Raw genomic sequence first — 20,540 nt, forward strand, 5'->3', positions numbered from 1 at the left:
TCCTGAGAAGGGGGTCGTAGTGCGGTCGTCGGCTCAGGCCGGGTGCATCGGCCGGGTGGTCACGGCCGGAAGCCGTTGTCGAGCAGGTCGAACAGCTCGTCGTCGGATGCCGCCCGCAGACGGTCGCCGACGGCGCCCGCCGTGGGGGCGGTACCGGCGGCGGGGCGCCCGGTTCCGGTGACGGTGGCGAGGAGTGCTTCCAGTCGTCGGGTGACGCGGTCCCTCAGATCGTCGTCACCGTCGCCGGTGTCCGCGCCGAGGGCCCGGTCGAGTCGGTCGAGGGCGTCGAGCACGGCGCTCCCGGGGCCGGGAAGGACCTGGTCGAGATGGGTGGCGAGAGCCTGGGGGGTGGGATGGTCGAAGACCACCGTGGCCGGGAGGCCCACTCCGGTGGCGGCGGCGAGCCGGTTGCGCAGCTCCACCGCCGTCAGGGAGTCCAGGCCCAGTTCCCGGAAGCTGCGGTCGGGTGTGACGGCCGTGGTGTCCGCGTGCCCCAGCACGGCGGCGACCTCCTCCCGTACCGCCGAGGTCAGGGCGGCCAGCCGTTCGGGGCGGGAGGCTCCGGCCAGGCGTTCGGCGAGGGGCTCCGCCGCCTGCGGGGCCGTGGCCCGGGCGGTCACCGGCATGGGCGCGACGAGGGGGCGCAGCAGCTCGGGTATCCGCTCGGGGCTGTCGTGGTCGCGCAGGGCCGCCGGGTCGACCCGTATCGGCAGGAGCACGGCCGGGTCCCCGGCGCCGCCGACCGAGGCGTCGAGTGCGGCGAGCCCCTCGACGGGGTGCAGCGGGACGATCCCGATACGCCGCAGACGCGCGGTGTCCACGGCGCCGAGCGTCCCGGCCATTCCGCCGCCGTGCCAGGGGCCCCAGGCGAGGGAGACCGCCGGCAGCCCCTCGGCGCGGCGCCGTACGGCGAGCGCGTCGAGGTAGGCGTTGGCCGCCGCGTATCCGGACTGGCCGGCGCTGCCGAGGGTGGCGGCGGCGGAGGAGTAGAGGACGAACGCGGAGAGGGGCAGCCCTCGGGTCAGTTCGTGCAGATTCCAGGCGGCGTCGGCCTTGGGGCGCAGCACCCCGGCCAGGCGCTCGGCGTTCTGCGCGGTGACGACGCCGTCGTCCAGGACCCCGGCGGTGTGCACGACGGCGGTCAGCGGCCGGTCGGCGGGGATGCCGTCGAGTACGGCGCGCAGGGCGTCCCGGTCCGCCGCGTCGCAGGCCACGACGGAGGCCTGGGCTCCCAGCGCGGTCAGTTCGGCGACGAGTTCCCCGGCGCCGGGTGCGGTGGCTCCGCGCCTGCTGAGCAGGAGCAGATTCCGTACGCCGTGGACGGCCGCGAGGTGCTTGGCGGCCAGGGCGCCCAGGCTTCCGGTGCCGCCGGTGATGAGGACGGTGCCGGTCTTCCCGGGCCAGGCGGGTGCGGTGCCGGCGGAGGTGACCCGTACCAGGGTGGGGTGGAGCAGGACGCCGTCGCGGAGGGCCAGCGGGCGGCCGAGCGTTGCGGCCGCCGACAGGTGCTGGGACAGGGGGGTGCCGTCGGTGTCCAGCAGACCGACACGGTGGGGGTGTTCGGCCCGTGCGGAGGAGAGCAGACCCCAGGCGGCGGCGGCCGAGGGGTCGATCCGGCCGTCCCCGGTGTCCACCGCCCGGTGGGTGACGAAGGTGAGCCGGGTTCCGCCGTGGCGTTCGTCGGTGACCCATCGCCGGACGAGGGTGAGCGCCCGCAGCGCGGTGTCGTAGGCGGTGTGCGGCTCGGGGCCCGCCGTGCCGCCGAGGTCGACCAGGAGGGGCAGCCCGTCCCGGCCGCTCTCCTCGGCCGCCTTGTCGAAGAGGGCCTCGTCGGTGGGGTCGGCCCAGCGGACGCGGGTCTCCTCCCCGGGTCCGGCCGGGGTGGTGGCGGGCTGCTCCGGGAGGGCGGTCCAGCGCTGCCGGTGGAGCGGGGGAGGTGCGGCGCCCGCGACGGCGAGCCGCTCCGGGTCGGTACGGCGCAGGGCGAGCGCGTCCACCGTGAGGACGGTGTGCCCGTCCGGGTCGACGGCCGTGACGGTGATGGTCCCGGGTCCGGCGGCGCCGGGGGCGGGGGCGATACGGACGCGCAGGGTGTCGGCGCCCGTACGGTGCAGTCGGACGCCGCTCCAGGAGAAGGGCACGAGTCCGTGTTCCAGGCCGAGGCCGCAGGTGGTGGCGTGGAGCGCGGCGTCCAGGAGTGCGGGGTGGACGGTGTAGCGGTCGGCGCCGTCGGCGTACGCGCCGGGCAGTCGCACCTCGGCGAAGGCCTCGCCGTCGCGCCGCCAGGCGGCGGTCAGGCCCCGGAAGGCGGGGCCGTAGCCGATTCCGGCGTCGGCGAAGCGCTCGTACTCGGTGGCGATGTCGAGCGGCTCGGCGCCCTCCGGCGGCCACACAGTGCCGGGGCCGGTCGGGGCGGTGGACGGCCGGGCCGGGCCCAGGGTGCCGGAGGCGTGGCGGATCCATCCGTCCTCGCCCGGGGTGTCCGCGCCGGCCCGCTCCGAGTGGATCCGCAGGGCACGGTCGCCTCGGTCGTCGGGGGCGCCGAGGTGCACCCGCAGACGTACCGCCGTGTCCGGGGGAAGCACCAGGGGGGTCTCCAGGGTCAGTTCCACGACGGTGCCGCCGGTGCCGTCGGCGGACACGGAGCCGGGATCGGAGCCGGCCGAGGTGTCGGCGGCGTGCTGGGCGATGTCCAGCAGGGCGGTCGCGGGGACGACGATCCGCCCGCCCACCGTGTGGTCGGCGAGCCATGGGTGGCTGCGCGCGGACAGACGTCCGGTCCATACCGTGCCCTGGCCCTCGGGCAGGGCCACGGCGGCGGAGAGCAGCGGATGAGCGCTCCCGTCGAGCCCCATGCCCTCCGGGTCCGGGACCGCCGGGGCGTCGAGCCAGTAGCGCTGCCGCTGGAAGGGGTAGGTCGGCAGGCCCGCCGCCACGGCACCGGGGCCGGGGCCGTCGTCCACGGCGGCCAGGGTGACGGGCACACCGTGCGCGTACGCCTCGGCCACCGCCTGGGTCAGGGTGTCCGTCTCGGCGTGGCCGCGCCGCAGCACCGGCACGGTGAGCGGGGAGTTCGTGGTCCGTACGCCCCCGTCGTCCAGACAGGTCCGGGCCATGGCGGTGAGCACCGCGTCCGGGCCCAGTTCGAGGAAGGTGTCGATGCCGTCGGCGCGCAGGGCGCGCATGCCATCGAGGAACCGCACGGGCTCGCGCACATGGCGGACCCAGTGGTCCGGTGTGCACGGATCACCGGCGGTGCCGTTCTCCATGGTCAGGTTCGACATGACAGGAAGCCTCGGTCGCCGGTAGCGCAGTGTGCGAGCAACTTGTTCGAACTGTGTCAGCATGCCGTCCATGTGCGGTGAGTGGAACGCATGACCGACGGCGAGCCGTTTGGTGTCCCGGCCGCGTGAGCGCCACCGTTCGACCACCTCCATGACGGCTTCCTCGTCGCCCGAGACGACGACCGAGCCGGGTCCGTTCACGGCGGCGAGCGCGATCCGGGCGTCCCGGCCCGCCAGGCAGGGCGCGATCTCCGCCTCGCTCGCCGCGACGGCCGCCATCGCGCCCCCGGGCGGCAGCCACTGCATCAGCCGGCCACGGGCGGCGACCAGCGCACAGGCGTCGGTGAGGTCGAGGATCCCGGCGACATGGGCGGCGGCGATCTCGCCGACGGAGTGTCCCGCGACGGCGTCGGGCCGTATGCCCCAGGCCTCGGTCAGCAGCCGGAAGAGGGCGACCTCCAGGGCGAAGAGCGCGGGCTGGGCGTATTCCGTACGGTCCAGGAGGCCGGCTTCCCCGGCGCCGCCGTCCTGTCCCGCCGCGAACATCACGGTCCGCAGCGGCCGTTCGAGACGGCGGTCCATCTCGGCACAGACCTCGTCCAGGGCGCGGGCGAAGACCGGGAAGCGGGCGTACAGCTCGCGCCCCATGCCCGGGCGCTGGCTGCCCTGGCCGGAGAAGAGGAACGCCGTGCGGCGCTCCCCGCCCGCCTCACCGGCGACCAGACGGACGCCCGGCTCGGTACGCCCGGCGGCGAGCGCCCGCAGTCCGTGCAGCAGGGCGGCGCGGTCCTCGCCGACGACGACCGCCCGGTGCCGGAAGGCGGTCCTGCGGTGGGCCAGCGCGCCCGCCACGGCTTCCGGCGGGGCCGCAAGACCGCTGAGGTGGGTGTGGAGGCGGCCGGCCTGGTCCCGGAGCGCGTCGGGGGTGCGGCCCGAGAGCGCCCACATCACGGGCTCGGTACGGGGGGCAGGCGGGCAAGCCGGCGCCGGTACGGCGGGCTCGGTACGGGGGTCCGGGTCGCCGGGCCGTACGGACTCGGACTCGGTACCGGGCTCCGGGGCGCTCTCCAGGATCAGATGGGCGTTGGTGCCGCTCGCCCCGAAGGACGAGACACCGGCCCGCCGTGGTTCACCGTCGGCCCGCCGGGACCAGGGCCTGCTACGGGTCAGCAGCTCGACCCCGCCCGATTCCCAGTCGACATGGGACGACGGCGCGTTCACATGGAGCGTCTGCGGCAGCACCCCGTACCGCATCGCCATCACCATCTTGATGACGCCCGCGACACCTGCGGCCGCCTGCGTATGACCGATGTTGGACTTCAGCGAACCCAGCCACAGCGGCCGGTCGGCGGGCCTGCCCTGCCCGTACGCGGCGAGCAGCGCCTGTGCCTCGATCGGGTCACCCAGCCGGGTCCCCGTCCCATGCGCCTCGACCACGTCGACCTGCTCGGGCCCCAGGCCCGCGCTGCCGAGCGCGGCCCGGACGACCTGCTGCTGGGCCAGGCCGTTCGGGGCGGTGAGGCCGTTGCCCGTACCGTCCTGGTTGACCGCCGAACCCCGGATGACGGCCAGGACGGGCCTGCCGTCGCGCCGGGCGTCGGAGAGGCGCTGGAGCAGCACCATCCCGGCGCCCTCGCCGAAGCCGGTGCCGTCGGCGGCGTCGGCGAAGGCCTTGCAGCGGCCGTCCGCCGCGAGGCCGCGCTGCCGCGCGAAGTCGACGAACATCGTCGGTGTCGACAGCACGGTCGCCCCGCCGGCCAGCGCCAGGTCGCACTCGCGCAGCCGCAGCGCCTGCGCGGCCAGATGCAAGGCGACCAAGGACGACGAACAGGCCGTGTCGACCGTGACGGCCGGGCCGCGCAGCCCGAGGGCGTACGAGAGCCGGCCCGACGCGACGCTTCCCGCACTGCCGTTGACGAGGTAGCCCTCCAGATCGGCGGGGGCACCGGACCGGGGCCGGTGGAGCAGCCGCGCGCCGTAGTCGTCGTACATCACCCCCGCGTACACGCCGGTACGGCTGTCCCGCACGGTCGTGGGGTCGATACCGGCCCGCTCGAACGCCTCCCACGAGGTCTCCAGCATCAGCCGCTGCTGGGGGTCCATCGCCAGCGCCTCACGCGGTGAGATCCCGAAGAACTCCGGGTCGAAGCCCGCGCAGTCGTCGAGGAACCCGCCGCTCCGTGCGTAGCTGGTGCCGGTGGCGGCGGGGTCCGGGTCGTAGAGCGCCGCCAGGTCCCAGCCCCGGTCCTCGGGCAGGCCGGACACGGCGTCGGTCCCGGAGGCGAGGAGCCGCCACAGGTCCTCGGGGCCCGCCACCCCACCGGGGAACCGGCAGCCCATCGAGACGATCGCGATGGGTTCACGGGCGGCGTCCTCCACCGCCTTGAGCCGTTCCCGGGTGCCGACCAGCTCGGCGGTGAGCCGCTTGAGGTACTCGCGCGCCCGGTCGTCCCGGGTGGTGGCACCGGCCCGGTCCCCGGAGTCCCGGGTGCCACCGCGTCGTGCGTCGTCGTATCGGCTGTCGTCGCTCACAGCTGCTCCTCGATGAAGGCGAAGAGATCGTCGTCGTCGGCCACGGAGTCGAGCCGCTCCTCGACCGCCGCCCGGCTGTCGGTGGGGCGCCGGTGCTCCCCGGACCCCCCGGCCGCCCCCATGACCGGGGCGGACACCGCTCCGGTGCCGCCCACCGCCACGAGTGCGGCCTCCAGCCGCCGGCGGATCGCATCGCGCCTGCTGTCGTCCGCCGCCAGGCCCGCCACGGCGGACAACAGGGTCTCCAGGCCCGCCAGGGCGGCCGTCTCCGCCTCCTCCGCTCCCGGGCCGAGGCCGAGTTCCGCGCCGATGTGCTCGGCCAGGGCCCTGGGCGTCGGATGGTCGAACACGACCGTGACGGGGAAGCGCAGCCCGGTGGTGGCGTTCAACTGGTTGCGCAGCTCGACCGACATCAGCGAGTCGAAGCCACTCTCCCGGAACGGCCGCCCGGGGTCCACCGCGTCGGGCCGCGGATAGCCGAGGACCCTCGCCACCCGGGTCCTGACCACCGTGAGCAGCTCCCGGGCACGGGCGGGGCCGTCGAGGGCGGCCAGCCGCTCGGCGAACTCCCGGGGCCGGTCCGCCGCCGGGGCCCCGCCGTCCTCGGGGACGGACGCCCCGGCTCCCTCCGCCGTCCGTCGCGCCGCAGCCGCCGGAGCCAGCGCGCGCAGCAGTACGGGCACGGCTTCGAGGCCGTTCTCGGCCCGCTCCCTGCCCAGTGCCGCCGGATCCAGCCGCATCGGTACGAGCAAGGCGTACCCCGGCGCCATGGCGAGCGCGCGGTCGAAGAGCGCGAGGCCCTGCTCGTCCGCCATCGGGGCGATGCCCGAGCGCCTCATCCGGTGCAGGTCCCGTTCCGAGAGATGCCCGGTCATCCCGCTCGCACCGCCCCACAGGCCCCAGGCCAGGGACAACGCGGGCAGCCCGAGGGCACGCCGGTGGTGCGCCAGCGCGTCGACAAAGGTGTTCGCGGCGGCGTAGTTGCCCTGTCCGGGGCGGCCGAGGAGCCCCGCAGCGCCGGAGAACAGCACGAACGCCGCCAGCCGCCGATCCATGGTCAGCTCGTGCAGATGGGTCGCGGCGTCGGCCTTGGCCCGGAGTACCGCGTCGACCCGGCCCGGATCGAGCGCCGTGACCGGCCCGTCGTCCAGGACCCCGGCCGCGTGCACCACACCGGTGAGCGGATGCTCGGCCGGGATACCGGAGAGCACCGAGAGCAGCGCGTCGCGGTCGGCCGCGTCACAGGCGACGAGATGCGGCTCGGCGCCGCGCTCGCGCAGCTCCGCCAGCAGCTCGTCCGCTCCCGGGGCAGCGGGACCGCTGCGGCTCAGCAACAGCAGATGGCGTACGGCGTGGTGCTCGACCAGATGCCGTGCGAAGAGCCTGCCCAGGGTGCCGGTGGCCCCGGTGATCAGCACCGTGCCGTCGCCCAGCCGAACCGTGTCGTTCCCCGGCCCAGCTGTACCGTCCACCGGCCCAGCCGTGCCGTTCCCCGGCCGAGGACCGCCCGCCGGCCGAGCACCGGGGCCGTCCGCCGGGGCTTCCGTACGGACGAGCGTCGGTACGTACATCTCGCCCCCGCGCAACGCCAGCTGGGGCGCCCCCTCGGCCATCGCGCCCAGGGCGGCCGGGATCGCCGCCGTCGACGCCTCGTGCGCGTCCACGTCGAGCAGCCCGAACCGCCCCGGGTGCTCGGACTGCGCCGACCGCAGCAGCCCCCACACACCCGAGCCGGGAAGATCCGTCACATCCTCGTCCGCGCCGGTGGCGACCGCCCGCCGGGTCAGTACGACGAGCCGGGCATCCGACAGCCGTTCATCGGCCAGCCATTCCTGTACGAGGGCGAGCGCCTCGCGCACGGCGGCCCGTGTCTCCTCGGCGACGGACCGCCCCGCCCGGGAGCCCTGCCCACAGGTGACGACGACCGTCTCCGGCCCCGTACCACCGGCGTCGAGCGCACGGCGCAGATCGTCCAGGCCGGGATGGACCCCCGCCACCGGCCCCGCCGACTCCACGGTCCCGGCCGGTCCGAAACGGTCACCGTCGACCAGCGCCCAGCGCGGCGGCGCGCCGACGGGACCCCGGTGGGAACGCCACGCCACCTCGTAGAGGGGGGCCGCGACCGAGGAGGCACCGAGCAGAGCCGCCAGCCGGTCACGTCCCACGGGCCGCATGACCAGCGCGTCGAGGGAGAACACGGGAGCGCCGGACGGGTCCACGGCCCGGCACGACAGCGCGCCGCCGGGGTCCGGGGCCAGCCGGACGCGCACGGTGTCCGCGCCCGGGGCGTGCACCGACATGCCCCGCCAGGCGAAGGGCAGCAGAACGCCGTCCTCGGGTGTTTCCACCATGTCGTCGGCGATCCAGGGCTGGAGCGCGGCGTCCAGGAGTGCGGGATGCACCGTGTAGCGGGTGGCGTCGGCCGAGACACGTCCCGGGAGCCGCACCTCCGCGAAGACCTCCCCGTCCCGCCGCCACACCGACCGTATGCCGGTGAACACCTCGCCGTACTCGTACCCGAGCGCCGAGAACCGGTCGTACAGCACCGCCGGATCCACCGGCACGGCGTCGACGGGCGGCCATGCCGCACCGCCCCACGCCCAGGCCTCCCCACCGGCCTCCGGTCGTGCGGGGTCCGCCGGAGCCTGGGCGGCCAGCACGCCGACGGCGTGCAGGGTCCAGGGAGCCTCGCCCGGGCCCGTACCGAGGTCTCCGTCGCCGGTCGCGGTGGGGTGGTCGGGCCGTGTGTGTACGGAGAGACTCCGCCTGCCCGAGGTGTCGTCGTCCCCGACACGCACCTGGATCCGGACCCCGCCCCGCTCCGGGAGGACCAGCGGCGCCCGCACCTCCAGCTCCTCGACCACGGCACAGCCGGCGACCGAGGCGGCGTGGAGCGCCAGCTCGACAAAGGCGGTACCGGGCAGGAGCACGGTGCCGGACACCGCGTGATCGGCCATCCACGCATGCGCGGCGAGCGAGAGGCGCCCCGCGAGGACCAGCTCATCGGAGTCGGCCAGCGGCAGGGCACCACCGACGAGCGGATGCTCCTGCCAGGTCATGCCGAAGCGCGCGGCCGCGAGATCACCGACTCCGGCGGGGCTGGTCTCGGCCCAGTAGTGGTGGCGTTGGAAGGGGTACGTGGGGAGGTCGATCCGGCGGGTGGCGAGTCCGTGGGAGGCGTACGCGGCTTTCCAGTCGACGGATACGCCCGCGACGAAGGCCTCCGCCAATGACGCCCAGACCCGGGAAAGACCGCCCTCGCCGCGCCGGAGGGTTCTGACCGCGACGATGTCATCGCGGTCCGCCCGGTCGGCGAGTTCCTGGACTCCGATGGTGAGTACGGGGTGCGCGCTCACCTCGATGAACGCGCCGAAACCGTCCGCCAGCAGCAACTCGACCGCATCGGCGAAGCGGACCCGCTGCCGAAGGTTCCGGTACCAATAGCCAGCATCGGCAGACGCCTCGGCGACGCGGCCGGGGTCCACTGTCGAGTACCAGGGGATGACCGGCTCACGTGCCACGACCGGCGCCAGCAGAACGGCCAACTCTTCCTCGATCGCCTCCACCTGGTCGGAGTGGGATGCGTAATCCACCGGCACCCGGCGCGCCCGAACCCCCTCCGTCTCGCAGGCGGTGACGAACTCGCCGACCGCTTCCGCCTCGCCGGAGACGACCGTGATCCCGGGGCCATTCACCGCAGCCACGCCCAGTCGGCCGTCCCAGCTCGTGAGGCGTTCCTCCACCACACCCACCGGCAGCGCCACCGACGCCATCCCACCGGCACCGGCCAGGACCCGGCCGATGGCCTGCGACCGCAGCGCCACCACCCGGGCACCGTCCTCCAAACTCAAGGCCCCCGCGACGACAGCCGCCGCGATCTCACCCTGCGAATGACCCACGACCGCATCCGCCACCACACCCGCAGACGCCCACACCCCGGCCAGGGAGACCATCACGGCCCAGGTCACCGGCTGGATGACATCCACCCGGTCCAGGTCGGCACCGGAACGGACCACATCCAGAAGGTCCCACTCCACAAACCCGGACAGAGCCTGGGCACACTCCGTCATCCGCGCCGCGAAGACAGGCGACGCGTCCAAAAGCTCCGCACCCATCCCCGCCCACTGCGTCCCCTGCCCGGGGAACACCCACACCGTCCGACCCACCGACCCCGCCACACCCGAGAAAACGGGAGCCCGCAAGCCTTCGAGCAGGCCGTCACGATCGGAGGCGACCACCACCGCACGGTGACCGAATGCCGAACGGTGAGCCGCAGACCAACCCACCTCACCCACCGAACCGCCTCGCTCCGCCACCGAAGCGAGACGCCCCAGACCCGCCCTCAGACCGTCCGCAGACCCGGCCGAAACCACCACCGGCACCGGAACACCAGGCACAGCACGCTCGACTTCGGGCTCCTCGGGAGCCTGCTCCAGCACCACATGCGCGTTCGTCCCGCTGACCCCGAACGCCGACACACCCGCCCGACGGACCCGCTGAACGTCCGGCCACTCCCGTCCCCGGTCCAGCACCTCCACCGCACCCGACGACCAGTCCACATGCGACGACGGCGTGTCCACATGCAAGGACCTCGGCAGCACCCCGTACCGCATCGCCATCACCATCTTGATCACACCCGCGACACCTGCGGCCGCCTGCGTATGCCCGATGTTCGACTTCAACGACCCCAGCCACAAAGGCCGATCGACAGACCTGCCCTGCCCATAGGTGGCAAGGAGCGCCTGCGCCTCGATCGGGTCCCCCAGCCGGGTCCCCGTCCCATGCGCCTCGACCGCGTCGACCTGATCAGGGCCAAGGCCCGCGTTCTCCAGCGCGCGCAGGATGACCCGCTGCTGGGACGGACCGTTGGGCGCGGTGAGGCCGTTCGACGCGCCGTCCTGGTTGATCGCGGAGCCCCGTACCACCGCCAACACGCGGTGCCCCAGCCGCCGAGCGTCCGACAGCCGCTCCACCAGCAGCATGCCCGCGCCCTCGGCCCAGCCCGTCCCATCGGCCGAATCCGAGAACGCCTTGCACCGCCCGTCGACCGCCAACCCCCGCTGCCGCGAGAACTCGACGAAGAGACCGGGCGCGGCCATGACGGTGACCCCACCGGCCAGGGCGAGATCGCACTCGCCCTGCCGCAGCGCCTGGACCGCCAGATGCAGCGCCACCAGCGAGGATGAACACGCCGTATCGACCGACACCGCAGGCCCCTCAAGCCCCAGCACATACGAGATCCGCCCCGAGGCCACACTCGCCGACTTGCCCGTCAGCAGATAGCCCTCGTGCGCCTGGGACGCCTCGTGGAGACGTGCCGCGTACTCCTGGTGCGTGAGTCCTGTGTAGACACCGGTGCGGCTGCCGCGCAGGGCTTGGGGATCGATACCCGCCCGCTCCAGCGCCTCCCACGAGGTCTCCAGCAACAACCGCTGCTGCGGATCCATCGCCACCGCCTCACGCGGCGAGATACCGAAGAAACCCGCGTCGAACTCCCCCGCCCCGTGCAGAAAACCGCCCACACGCACATACGACTTACCGGGAGTTCCGGGTTCCGGGGAGTAGATCGCGTCGAAGTCCCAGCCCCGGTCCATGGGCGGTTCCCCGATGACGTCCCGTTCACCCAGCACCAGTTCCCACAGCGCTTCGGGGCTCTCGACGTCGCCCGGGAAGCGGCAGGCCATGCCGACGATCGCGATCGGTTCGTCGTCCGTGGCGGCGGTGGACCGTTCGGGGAGGTGCCCGTCCGCCCTCGGCCCCCTGTCGCCGGTCACCTGGCCGAGGATGAAACCGGCGAGGGCCGTGGGGTTCGGGTGGTCGAAGACAACGGTGGCGGGAAGGGTCAGACCGGTGGTGGCGTTGACGCGATTCCTCAGCTCCAGCGCGGTGAGCGAGTCGAAGCCGACCTCCTTGAACGCCCGCTGCGCGCCGATGGCGTCCGTGGTGCCGTGCCGCAGTACCGCTGCGGCTTCCCCCCGTACCAACGCGACGAGCCGGTGCAGCCGCTCGGCCTCGTCGCGGCCCTCCAGGAGTTCCGCCAGCGCGACCGCTCCCGGGGTGGCGGGTCGCCGCTGCCGGACGGCCTCCAGCGCCCGGCGCGCCTCCGGCACCGTCGAGAAGAGGAGCGTGGGCCGCAGCGCGTCGGTGCTCGGCGCGAACCGCTCCCAGTCGACGGCGGCGACGGTCACGCAGGGGTCGTCGCGGTCCAGCACCCGCTGAAGTGCCTGGATGGCCGGTACGGGGTCCATGGCGTCGACACCGCGTCGGACCAGGCTCTCCTCGCCCGCGCCCGCCGCCATGCCGGCCCCGGCCCACAGGCCCCAGGCGATCGAGGTGGCCGGCAGACCGTCGGCACGGCGCCGCTCGGCCAGCGCGTCGAGGGCGGCGTTGGCGGCGGCGTAGGCGGCCTGGCCGCCGTTGCCCCACACACCCGTGATGGAGGAGAACAGCACAAACGCGTCCAGGTCGTGGCCCGAGGTCAGCTCGTGGAGCAACTCGGCGGCATCGGCCTTGGGACGGCTGACACGGGTGAGACTCTCGGGGGACAGACCGTCGATGATTCCGTCTTCGAGCACACCTGCGGTGTGGAAGACGGCGGTGGGCGGGTGCTCCCGCAGCAGGGCGGCGACCGCGTCCCGCTCGGCCATGTCGCACGCCACCACCGTGACCCGGGCACCGAGCGCACCCACCTCCGCCACCAACTCGGCGACACCCGGCGCCTCCTGGCCCCGGCGGCTGGTCAGCACCACATGACCGGCCCCGTTCGTCGCCAGCCACCGCGCCACCCGACCGCCGAGCGCACCCGTACCCCCGGTCACCAACACCGTCCCCCGAGGTCGCCACTGCGACTGGGGCCGGGCCGGACCGGGTGCGCGGACCACCCGGCGCCCGTACACCCCGGCGCTCCGGACGGCCACCTCGTCCTCGATGCCGTCGGCCCTCCCGGCACTCCCGGCGCTCCCGGCCGTCCCGGCCCTCCCGAGCACGGCGGCCATCCGGTCCAGCGAGCGACGGTCCGGCGAGGACGACGGCAGATCGATCAGACCGCCCCACACCTCGGGAAGCTCCAGCGCGGCGACCCGGCCGAACGCCCAGAGCCGGGCGCCCGTGCCGTCGGGCACCTCACCCGGCAGGGCGGCCACGGCGCCCCGGGTGACGGACCAGACCCTGGCCCCCGGCCCCACGTCGTTCATCGCCTGGACGAGCGAGACGGAGGCCGGTACGGAAGCGGGCGAGTCCGAGAGCCCGAGAAGCGACAGCACGCCCTGGACGGCCGGTGCCTCGTCGTCATCCGTCCGCCGTGCCGTGAGCAGATCGACAAGGTGAGCACGGTCGCTCTCCAGCGGCACGGACACGCGCTCCACGGTGGCGCCGTGGTGGGTGAGTACGCCGGCGATGTCCTCCACCGGTACGGGCTCCGCACCCTCGGGTACGACCAGCAGCCAGCGCCCCGACAGCCGGGGGGCCTCACCCGCCGACAGCCCCTTCCACGCCACCCGATAGAGCCAGGCATCCGTATCGGAGGGAGTGGCCTCCTGCGGTGTCGGTCCGGCGGGGCCGGTTTCGATCCAGTAGTGGTGGCGCTGGAAGGGGTACGTGGGGAGGTCGATCCGACGGGTGGCGAGTCCGTGGGAGGTGTACGCGGCCTTCCAGTCGACGGATACGCCCGCGACGAAGGCCTCCGCCATCGACGCCCACACCCGGGACAGGCCGCCTTCGCCGCGCCGGAGGGTTCCGACCGCGACGATGTCGTCGCGGGATGCCTGGTCGGCGAGTTCCTGGACGCCGATGGTGAGTACGGGGTGAGCGCTCACTTCGATGAACGCGCCGAAACCGTCCGCGAGGAGCAGCTCCACGGCGTCGGCAAACCGGACCCGCTGCCGCAGATTCCGATACCAATAGCCACCGTCCGCTTCTGCGACACGGCCCGGATGCACTGTCGAGTACCAGGAAATCACCGGCTCACGTGCCACGACCGGCGCCAGCAGCCCGGCCAACTCTTCCTCGATCGCCTCGACCTGGTCGGAGTGCGAGGCGTAATCCACCGGCACCCGGCGCGCCCGAACACCCTCCGTCTCGCAGGCGGTGACGAACTCACCGACCGCTTTCGCCTCACCGGAGACGACCGTGATCCCGGGGCCGTTCACCGCAGCCACACCGAGCCGGCCGTCCCAGCTTGTGAGGCGTTCCTCCACCACATCGACGGGCAACGCCACCGACGCCATACCGCCCGCACCGGCCAGCACCCGGCCGATCACCTGGGACCGCAGCGCCACCACCCGGGCACCGTCCTCCAAACTCAAGGCCCCCGCAACCACAGCAGCCGCGATCTCACCCTGCGAATGACCCACCACCGCATCCGCAACCACACCCGCAGACGCCCACACCCCGGCCAGCGACACCATCACGGCCCAGGTCACCGGCTGGATGACATCCACCCGGTCCAGGTCGGCACCGGAACGGACCACATCGAGCAGATCCCACTCCACGAACACACTCAGGGCTTGGGCACACTCGGCCATCCGCGCCGCGAAGACAGGCGACGCGTCCAGAAGCTCCGCACCCATCCCGGCCCACTGGGTTCCCTGGCCGGGGAACACCCAGACCGTCCGACCCACAGAACCCGCCACACCCGAAAAGGCAGGTGCTTTCAGACCCTCCAGCAGCTCATCCCGGTCCGAGGCCACCACCACCGCACGGTGACCGAACGCCGAACGGTGAGCCGCCGACCAACCGACCTCACCCACCGAAGCGCCCCGCTCCACCACCGAAGCGAGACGCCCCAGACCCGCCCTCAGACCATCCGCCGACCCGGCCGAAACCACCACCGGCACCGGAACACCAGGCACAGCACACTCAGCCTCGGGCTCCTCCGGACCCTGCTCCAGCACGACATGGGCGTTGGTCCCACTGACCCCGAACGCGGAGACCCCGGCTCGCCGGACCCGCCCGACGTCCGGCCACTCCCGTCCCCGGTCCAGCACCTCCACCGCGCCGGACGACCAGTCCACATGCGACGACGGCGTGTCCACATGAAGTGTCTGCGGCAGCACCCCGTACCGCATCGCCATCACCATCTTGATCACACCCGCGACGCCCGCAGCCGCCTGCGTATGCCCGATGTTCGACTTCAACGACCCCAGCCACAAAGGCCGATCAACCGGCCTGCCCTGCCCATACGTGGCGAGCAGCGCCTGCGCCTCGATCGGGTCCCCCAACCGGGTCCCCGTCCCATGCGCCTCCACCACATCCACATCGGACGTCCCCAGACCTGCGTTCTCCAGCGCACGCAGGATGACCCGCTGCTGGGAAGGTCCGCTGGGCGCGGTGAGGCCGTTACTGGCGCCGTCCTGGTTGATCGCGGAGCCCCGTACAACACCCAGCACCCGGTGTCCCAGCCGCCGCGCGTCCGACAACCGCTCGACCAGAAGCATCCCCGCGCCCTCGGCCCAGCCCGTCCCATCGGCAGCGTCCGAGAACGCCTTGCACCGGCCGTCCACCGCCAGCCCCCGCTGACGCGAGAACTCGACAAACATGCCCGGGGTCGCCATGACCGTCACACCTCCGGCCAGGGCGAGATCGCACTCGCCCTGCCGCAGCGCCTGCACCGCCAGATGCAGCGCCACCAGCGACGACGAACACGCCGTATCCACCGACACCGCAGGACCCTCAAGGCCCAGCACATACGAGATCCGCCCCGAGGCCACACTCGCCGACTTACCCGTCAGCAGATAGCCGTCGTGCCCCTGGGACGCCTCGTGCAGAGGTCCCGCGTACTCCTGGGACATGGCACCGACATAGACACCGGTCGGTGAACCGCGCAGGGTGTGGGGGTCGATGCCCGCCCGCTCCAGCGCCTCCCACGAGGTCTCCAGCAACAAACGCTGCTGCGGATCCATCGCCTCCGCCTCACGCGGCGAGATACCGAAGAAACCCGCGTCGAACTCCCCCGCCCCGTGCAGGAAACCACCCTCACGCACATACGACTTCCCCGCCGCATCAGGATCCGGGTCGTACAACCCCCCGACATCCCACCCCCGGTCCACCGGGAAGCCGGACACCGCGTCCGACCCCGACTCCACCAGGTCCCACAACTCCTCCGCCGACCCCACCCCACCCGGAAGACGACAACCCATCCCCACGATCGCGATCGGCTCGGTATCGGCGACAGCGGTGGCGGGGCGAGGGGACCGGGGTGTCGAGACGGGCGCGTCCTCGCCGTTGAGCCGTGCCCGGACATGGCGGGCGAGTGCCAGCGGGGTCGGGTGGTCGTACGCCACGGAGCCGGGCAGCCGAAGGCCGGTGGCGGTGTTCAGACGGTTCCGCAGTGCGACAGCCGTGATCGACTCGAAGCCCAGTTGCTTGAAGGTGCGCTCTGCCTCGATGTCGCGGGCCGTCCCCCGGCCGAGGGCCACGGCCGCGTGTGCCCGTACGGCGTCCAGCAGAAGCCTCTCCTGCTCGCTCGCGCTCAGCCCGCCGATCCGACGGCGCAGAGGCGCGTCGGGACCGGGCGCCACCTCCGCGACCGGGCTCGCCACGCTCTCCTCGGCGTCGATCCAGTAGTGGTGGCGCTGGAAGGGGTACGTGGGGAGGTCGATCCGTCGGGTGGCCAGCCCATGGGAGGCGTACGCGGCCTTCCAGTCAACGGATACGCCCGCGACGAAGGCCTCCGCCATCGACGCCCAGAGGCGGGACAGTCCGCCCTCGCCGCGCCGGAGCGTGCCGACGGCGACGATGTCATCGCGGTCCGTCCGGTCGGCGAGTTCCTGGACGCCGATGGTGAGTACGGGATGCGCGCTCACCTCGACGAACGCACCGAAGCCGTCCGCCAGCAACAGTTCCACGGCGTCGGCGAACCGGACCCGCTGCCGCAGATTCCGATACCAGTAACCGCCGTCCGCTTCGGCGACACGGCCCGGATGCACTGTCGAGTACCAGGGAATCACCGGCTCACGTGCCACGACCGGCGCCAGCAACCCGGCCAACTCTTCCTCGATCGCCTCGACCTGGTCGGAGTGCGAGGCGTAATCCACCGGCACCCGGCGCGCCCGAACACCCTCCGTCTCGCAGGCGGTGACGAACTCGCCGACTGCCGAGGCTTCACCCGAGACGACCGTGATCCCGGGGCCGTTGACCGCCGCGACGCCGAGCCGGCCGTCCCAGCCCGTGAGGCGTTCCTCCACCACCCCCACCGGCAGTGCTACCGAGGCCATACCGCCCGCACCGGCCAGCACCCGGCCGATGGCCTGCGAACGCAGCGCCACCACCCGGGCACCGTCCTCCAAACTCAAGGCCCCCGCGACCACAGCCGCCGCAATCTCACCCTGCGAATGGCCCACCACCGCATCCGCCGCCACGCCCGCCGAAGCCCACACTTCGGCCAGGGAGACCATCACCGCCCAAGTCACCGGCTGAATCACATCCACCCGGTCAAGGTCAGCACCGGAACGGACCACATCGAGCAGATCCCACTCAACAAGCCCGGACAGGGCTTGGGCACACTCCGCCATCCGCGCCGCAAAGACCGGCGAGGATTCAAGCAGCTCGGCACCCATCCCCGGCCACTGCGTCCCCTGCCCGGGGAACACCCACACCGTCCGACCCACAGACCCCGCCACACCCGAAAAGACAGGCGCCCGCAAACCCTCCAGCAGCTCATCCCTACCCGAGGCCACCACCACCGCACGGTGACCGAACACCGAACGATGAGCCGCAGACCAACCCACCTCACCCACCGAACCGCCCCGCTCAACTACGGAAGCGAGACGACTCAGACCGGCCCTCAGACCGTCCGCCGACCCGGCCGAAACCACCACCGGCACCGGAACACCAGGCACAGCACACTCAGCCTCGGGCTCCTCCGGACCCTGCTCCAGCACCACATGCGCGTTCGTCCCGCCCATCCCGAAGGACGACACCCCCGCGACCCGGCGCCTCCCCGGTGCCTCCGTCCATGGCTCCAGGGCCGTCTGCACCCCCAGGTGCAGTTCCTGAAGGGGGATGTCGGGGTTGGGTGTGCGGTAGTTCAGGCTGGGCGGCAGCATGCCCTCGCGCAGGCAGAGCGCGGTCTTGAGCAGACCGACAATGCCGGCCGCGCCCTCCAGATGACCGATGTTGGTCTTGACGGAGCCCACCGAGAGAGGGCTGGCGCCGGCCCGGGCGCGGGCGGCGCCCAGGACCGTGCCCAGCGCTGCGGCCTCGACCGGGTCGCCGGCCCTGGTGCCGGTGCCGTGCAGCTCGACGTACCGGACCGTCTCGGGTGAGGTGCCCGTACGGACATACGCCCTGCGGAGCAGTTCCTCCTGTGCCTCGCGATGCGGTGTGGTCAGGCTGGAGCCGCCACCGTCGTTGTTGACGGCGGAGCCCCTGATGACACAGTAGACGCGATCTCCGTCCTCGACGGCCCGGTGCAGAAGCTTGAGGACGAGTGCGGCACCGCCCTCGCCCCTGACATATCCGTTGGCCCGCGCGTCGAAGGTGTGGCACCGACCGTCCGGGGAGAGGGCACCCATCGTCTCCATGGCGGTGGTGCTCTCGTCGGCCAGGACGAGATGGACTCCGCCGACGACGGCGAGCGCGCTCTCCCCCCGGCGCAGGCTCTCGCCGGCCAGATGTACCGCGACCAGGGAGGACGACTGGGCCGTGTCGACCGCGATGCTGGGGCCGCGCAGGCCCATGAAGTAGGACAGGCGGTTGGGCGCGAGGGCACGGTGCAGCCCGGTCGCGGTGTGGACGCCGGACTCCCGGCCGGCGCGGTGCACCAGAGTCGCGAAGTCGTCGGACGCGATCCCCACGAAGACGCCGGTGTCGGTGCCGGTGAGCCGATCGGGGCGGATCCCGGCGCTCTCCAGTGCCTCCCAGCCGAGTTCGAGCATGATCCGGTGCTGGGGGTCGGTGGCGGCGGCCTGCTCCGGGGACATGCCGAAGAAGGCGGCATCGAAGCCGCCGTGGTCGGTGAGGGCGGCCCGCCAGGTGCCGTCCGGCCGGCGGGTGACCTGGTTGCGGCCGGTGCGCAACAGTTCCCAGAACTCGTCCACGGTATCGGCGCCGGGGAGACGGCAGGACATACCGATGACAGCGATGGCATCGTCGGGCTTCACGACGTCCACGCCGTTCACGCCGTTCTCGCCGAATTCCGAGTTCATCAGGCTCTCCGTACTGGCGGTGGGGAAGAGGTCCGGTGGCACGGAACCGACCGTCGACTCCGCCAGCCAACCTCCGGTTGGGACGGCGACCCGATATCTGTGCGGCAACTGTGTCAGGTCACCCAAGGGCACGGAGGGGTGCATCGCCCCTGGTGGGGCGCGCGCCGGGCACTATGTCAGGTCCCTCTTGCGGACCGGGAAGGCCGCCGTCTAGCTTTCTCGGCAATGCATCGCCTTGCATGGCGATTCTCAGCTTTCCTGTGCCGTCGGCCGACTCACCGCATTGCATTGACAGGGCGGAAATGCACGGTGCGGAACCGGATAACTCTCATGCATTCATCGCTTCGACTGTCGCCCTGGAAAGCCCGACAGCACGACAGTCGAGAGCCGACAGTCGAAAAGCCGGACAACCGGAAGCCGGAAGCCGGAAGCCGGACAGCTGTAGGACCGAGCCTCCCACGAGAGAAACATCCCTCACGAGAGAGTCGAGATGACGACGCAGACCAGGGACACCGCACGCGGTTCGGGGACGGAGAGGAAAGCATCCGGTCATCCGCTCGCCCGGTCGACGGGCGCCGACGCGCGGGAACCGCTGGGTCCATGACAGAGATTTCCGCAGGCCGACGGCCCATGAAGGGCATCATTCTGGCCGGGGGGAGCGGCACCCGGCTGCGCCCCCTGACCGGGGCGCTCTCCAAGCAACTGCTGCCCGTCTACGACAAGCCGATGATCTACTACCCGCTCTCCGTGCTGATGCTGGCGGGGATCCGGGACATCCTGATCATCACCTCGAAGGCGCATCTGGAGATGTTCCGTGTGCTGCTGGGCGACGGCAGCCGTATCGGGGTCCGGGTGGACTACGCCGAGCAGGAGGAGCCCAGGGGCATCGCCGAGGCGCTGCTCATCGGTGAGGAGCACATCGGGGACGATCCGGTGGCGCTCATCCTGGGCGACAATGTCTTCCACGGTCCGGGTTTCTCCTCCGTGCTGGCCGCGAGCGCGGCCCGGCTGGACGGCTGTGAGCTGTTCGGTTACCCGGTGAAGGACCCCCGGCGGTACGGCGTCGGCGAGGTCGACGCCGATGGCCGGCTGGTCTCCCTGGAGGAGAAGCCGGAGAAGCCCCGTTCCCGTCTCGCGGTGACCGGTCTGTATCTCTATGACAGCGGCGTCGTGGACATCGCCCGGCGGCTGACCCCGTCGGCCCGGGGCGAGCTGGAGATCACCGACGTCAACAAGGTCTATCTGGAGCAGGGCCGGGCCCGCATGACCGAACTCGGCCGGGGCTTCGCCTGGCTGGACATGGGCACCCACAGTTCGTTGCTCCAGGCCGGACAGTATGTCCAACTGCTGGAACAGCGGCAGGGCGTGCGGATCTCCTGTATCGAGGAGATCGCGCTGCGGATGGGGTTCATCGACCCCCGCCAGTGTCATGAGCTGGGTCGTGAGCTGGAGAGCTCCAGCTACGGCAGGTATCTGATGGATGTCGCCGAGGCACATATGACCGGCCCGGTCGCCTGAGGCCGACGCCCACCCCCCGAAGCGCCGTCCCGGACAGCGGTCCACCGACCGCGAGGAGCTG

The 20,540-nt window shown here is 72.6% G+C and carries 3 protein-coding genes; 1 reads left to right on the forward strand and 2 read right to left on the reverse strand.

Features of this window, described 5'->3' with window-relative positions:
* Positions 1-59 precede the first annotated feature (59 nt).
* On the reverse strand, positions 60-5,816 hold the full coding sequence (locus ABT354_RS11550; protein ID WP_351492112.1) for a type I polyketide synthase: 5,757 nt from the start codon (positions 5,814-5,816) through the stop codon (positions 60-62).
* Entirely contained in the window at positions 5,813-18,961 is a 13,149-nt protein-coding gene (locus ABT354_RS11555) for an SDR family NAD(P)-dependent oxidoreductase (protein ID WP_351492114.1), read from the reverse strand. Before ABT354_RS11555 ends, ABT354_RS11550 begins: the two co-directional genes overlap by 4 nt.
* A 630-nt stretch (positions 18,962-19,591) precedes the next feature.
* Between ABT354_RS11555 and rfbA the strand changes: the two genes are divergently transcribed.
* Positions 19,592-20,479 (forward strand): glucose-1-phosphate thymidylyltransferase RfbA, encoded by an 888-nt coding sequence (gene rfbA, locus ABT354_RS11560; protein ID WP_351492116.1) that lies wholly within the window; start codon positions 19,592-19,594, stop codon positions 20,477-20,479.
* The last annotated feature ends 61 nt before the right edge of the window (positions 20,480-20,540 follow it).

The sequence above is a fragment of the Streptomyces sp. NPDC000594 genome (assembly GCF_040299965.1).
In the GTDB taxonomy this organism is placed as follows: Bacteria; Actinomycetota; Actinomycetes; order Streptomycetales; family Streptomycetaceae; genus Streptomyces.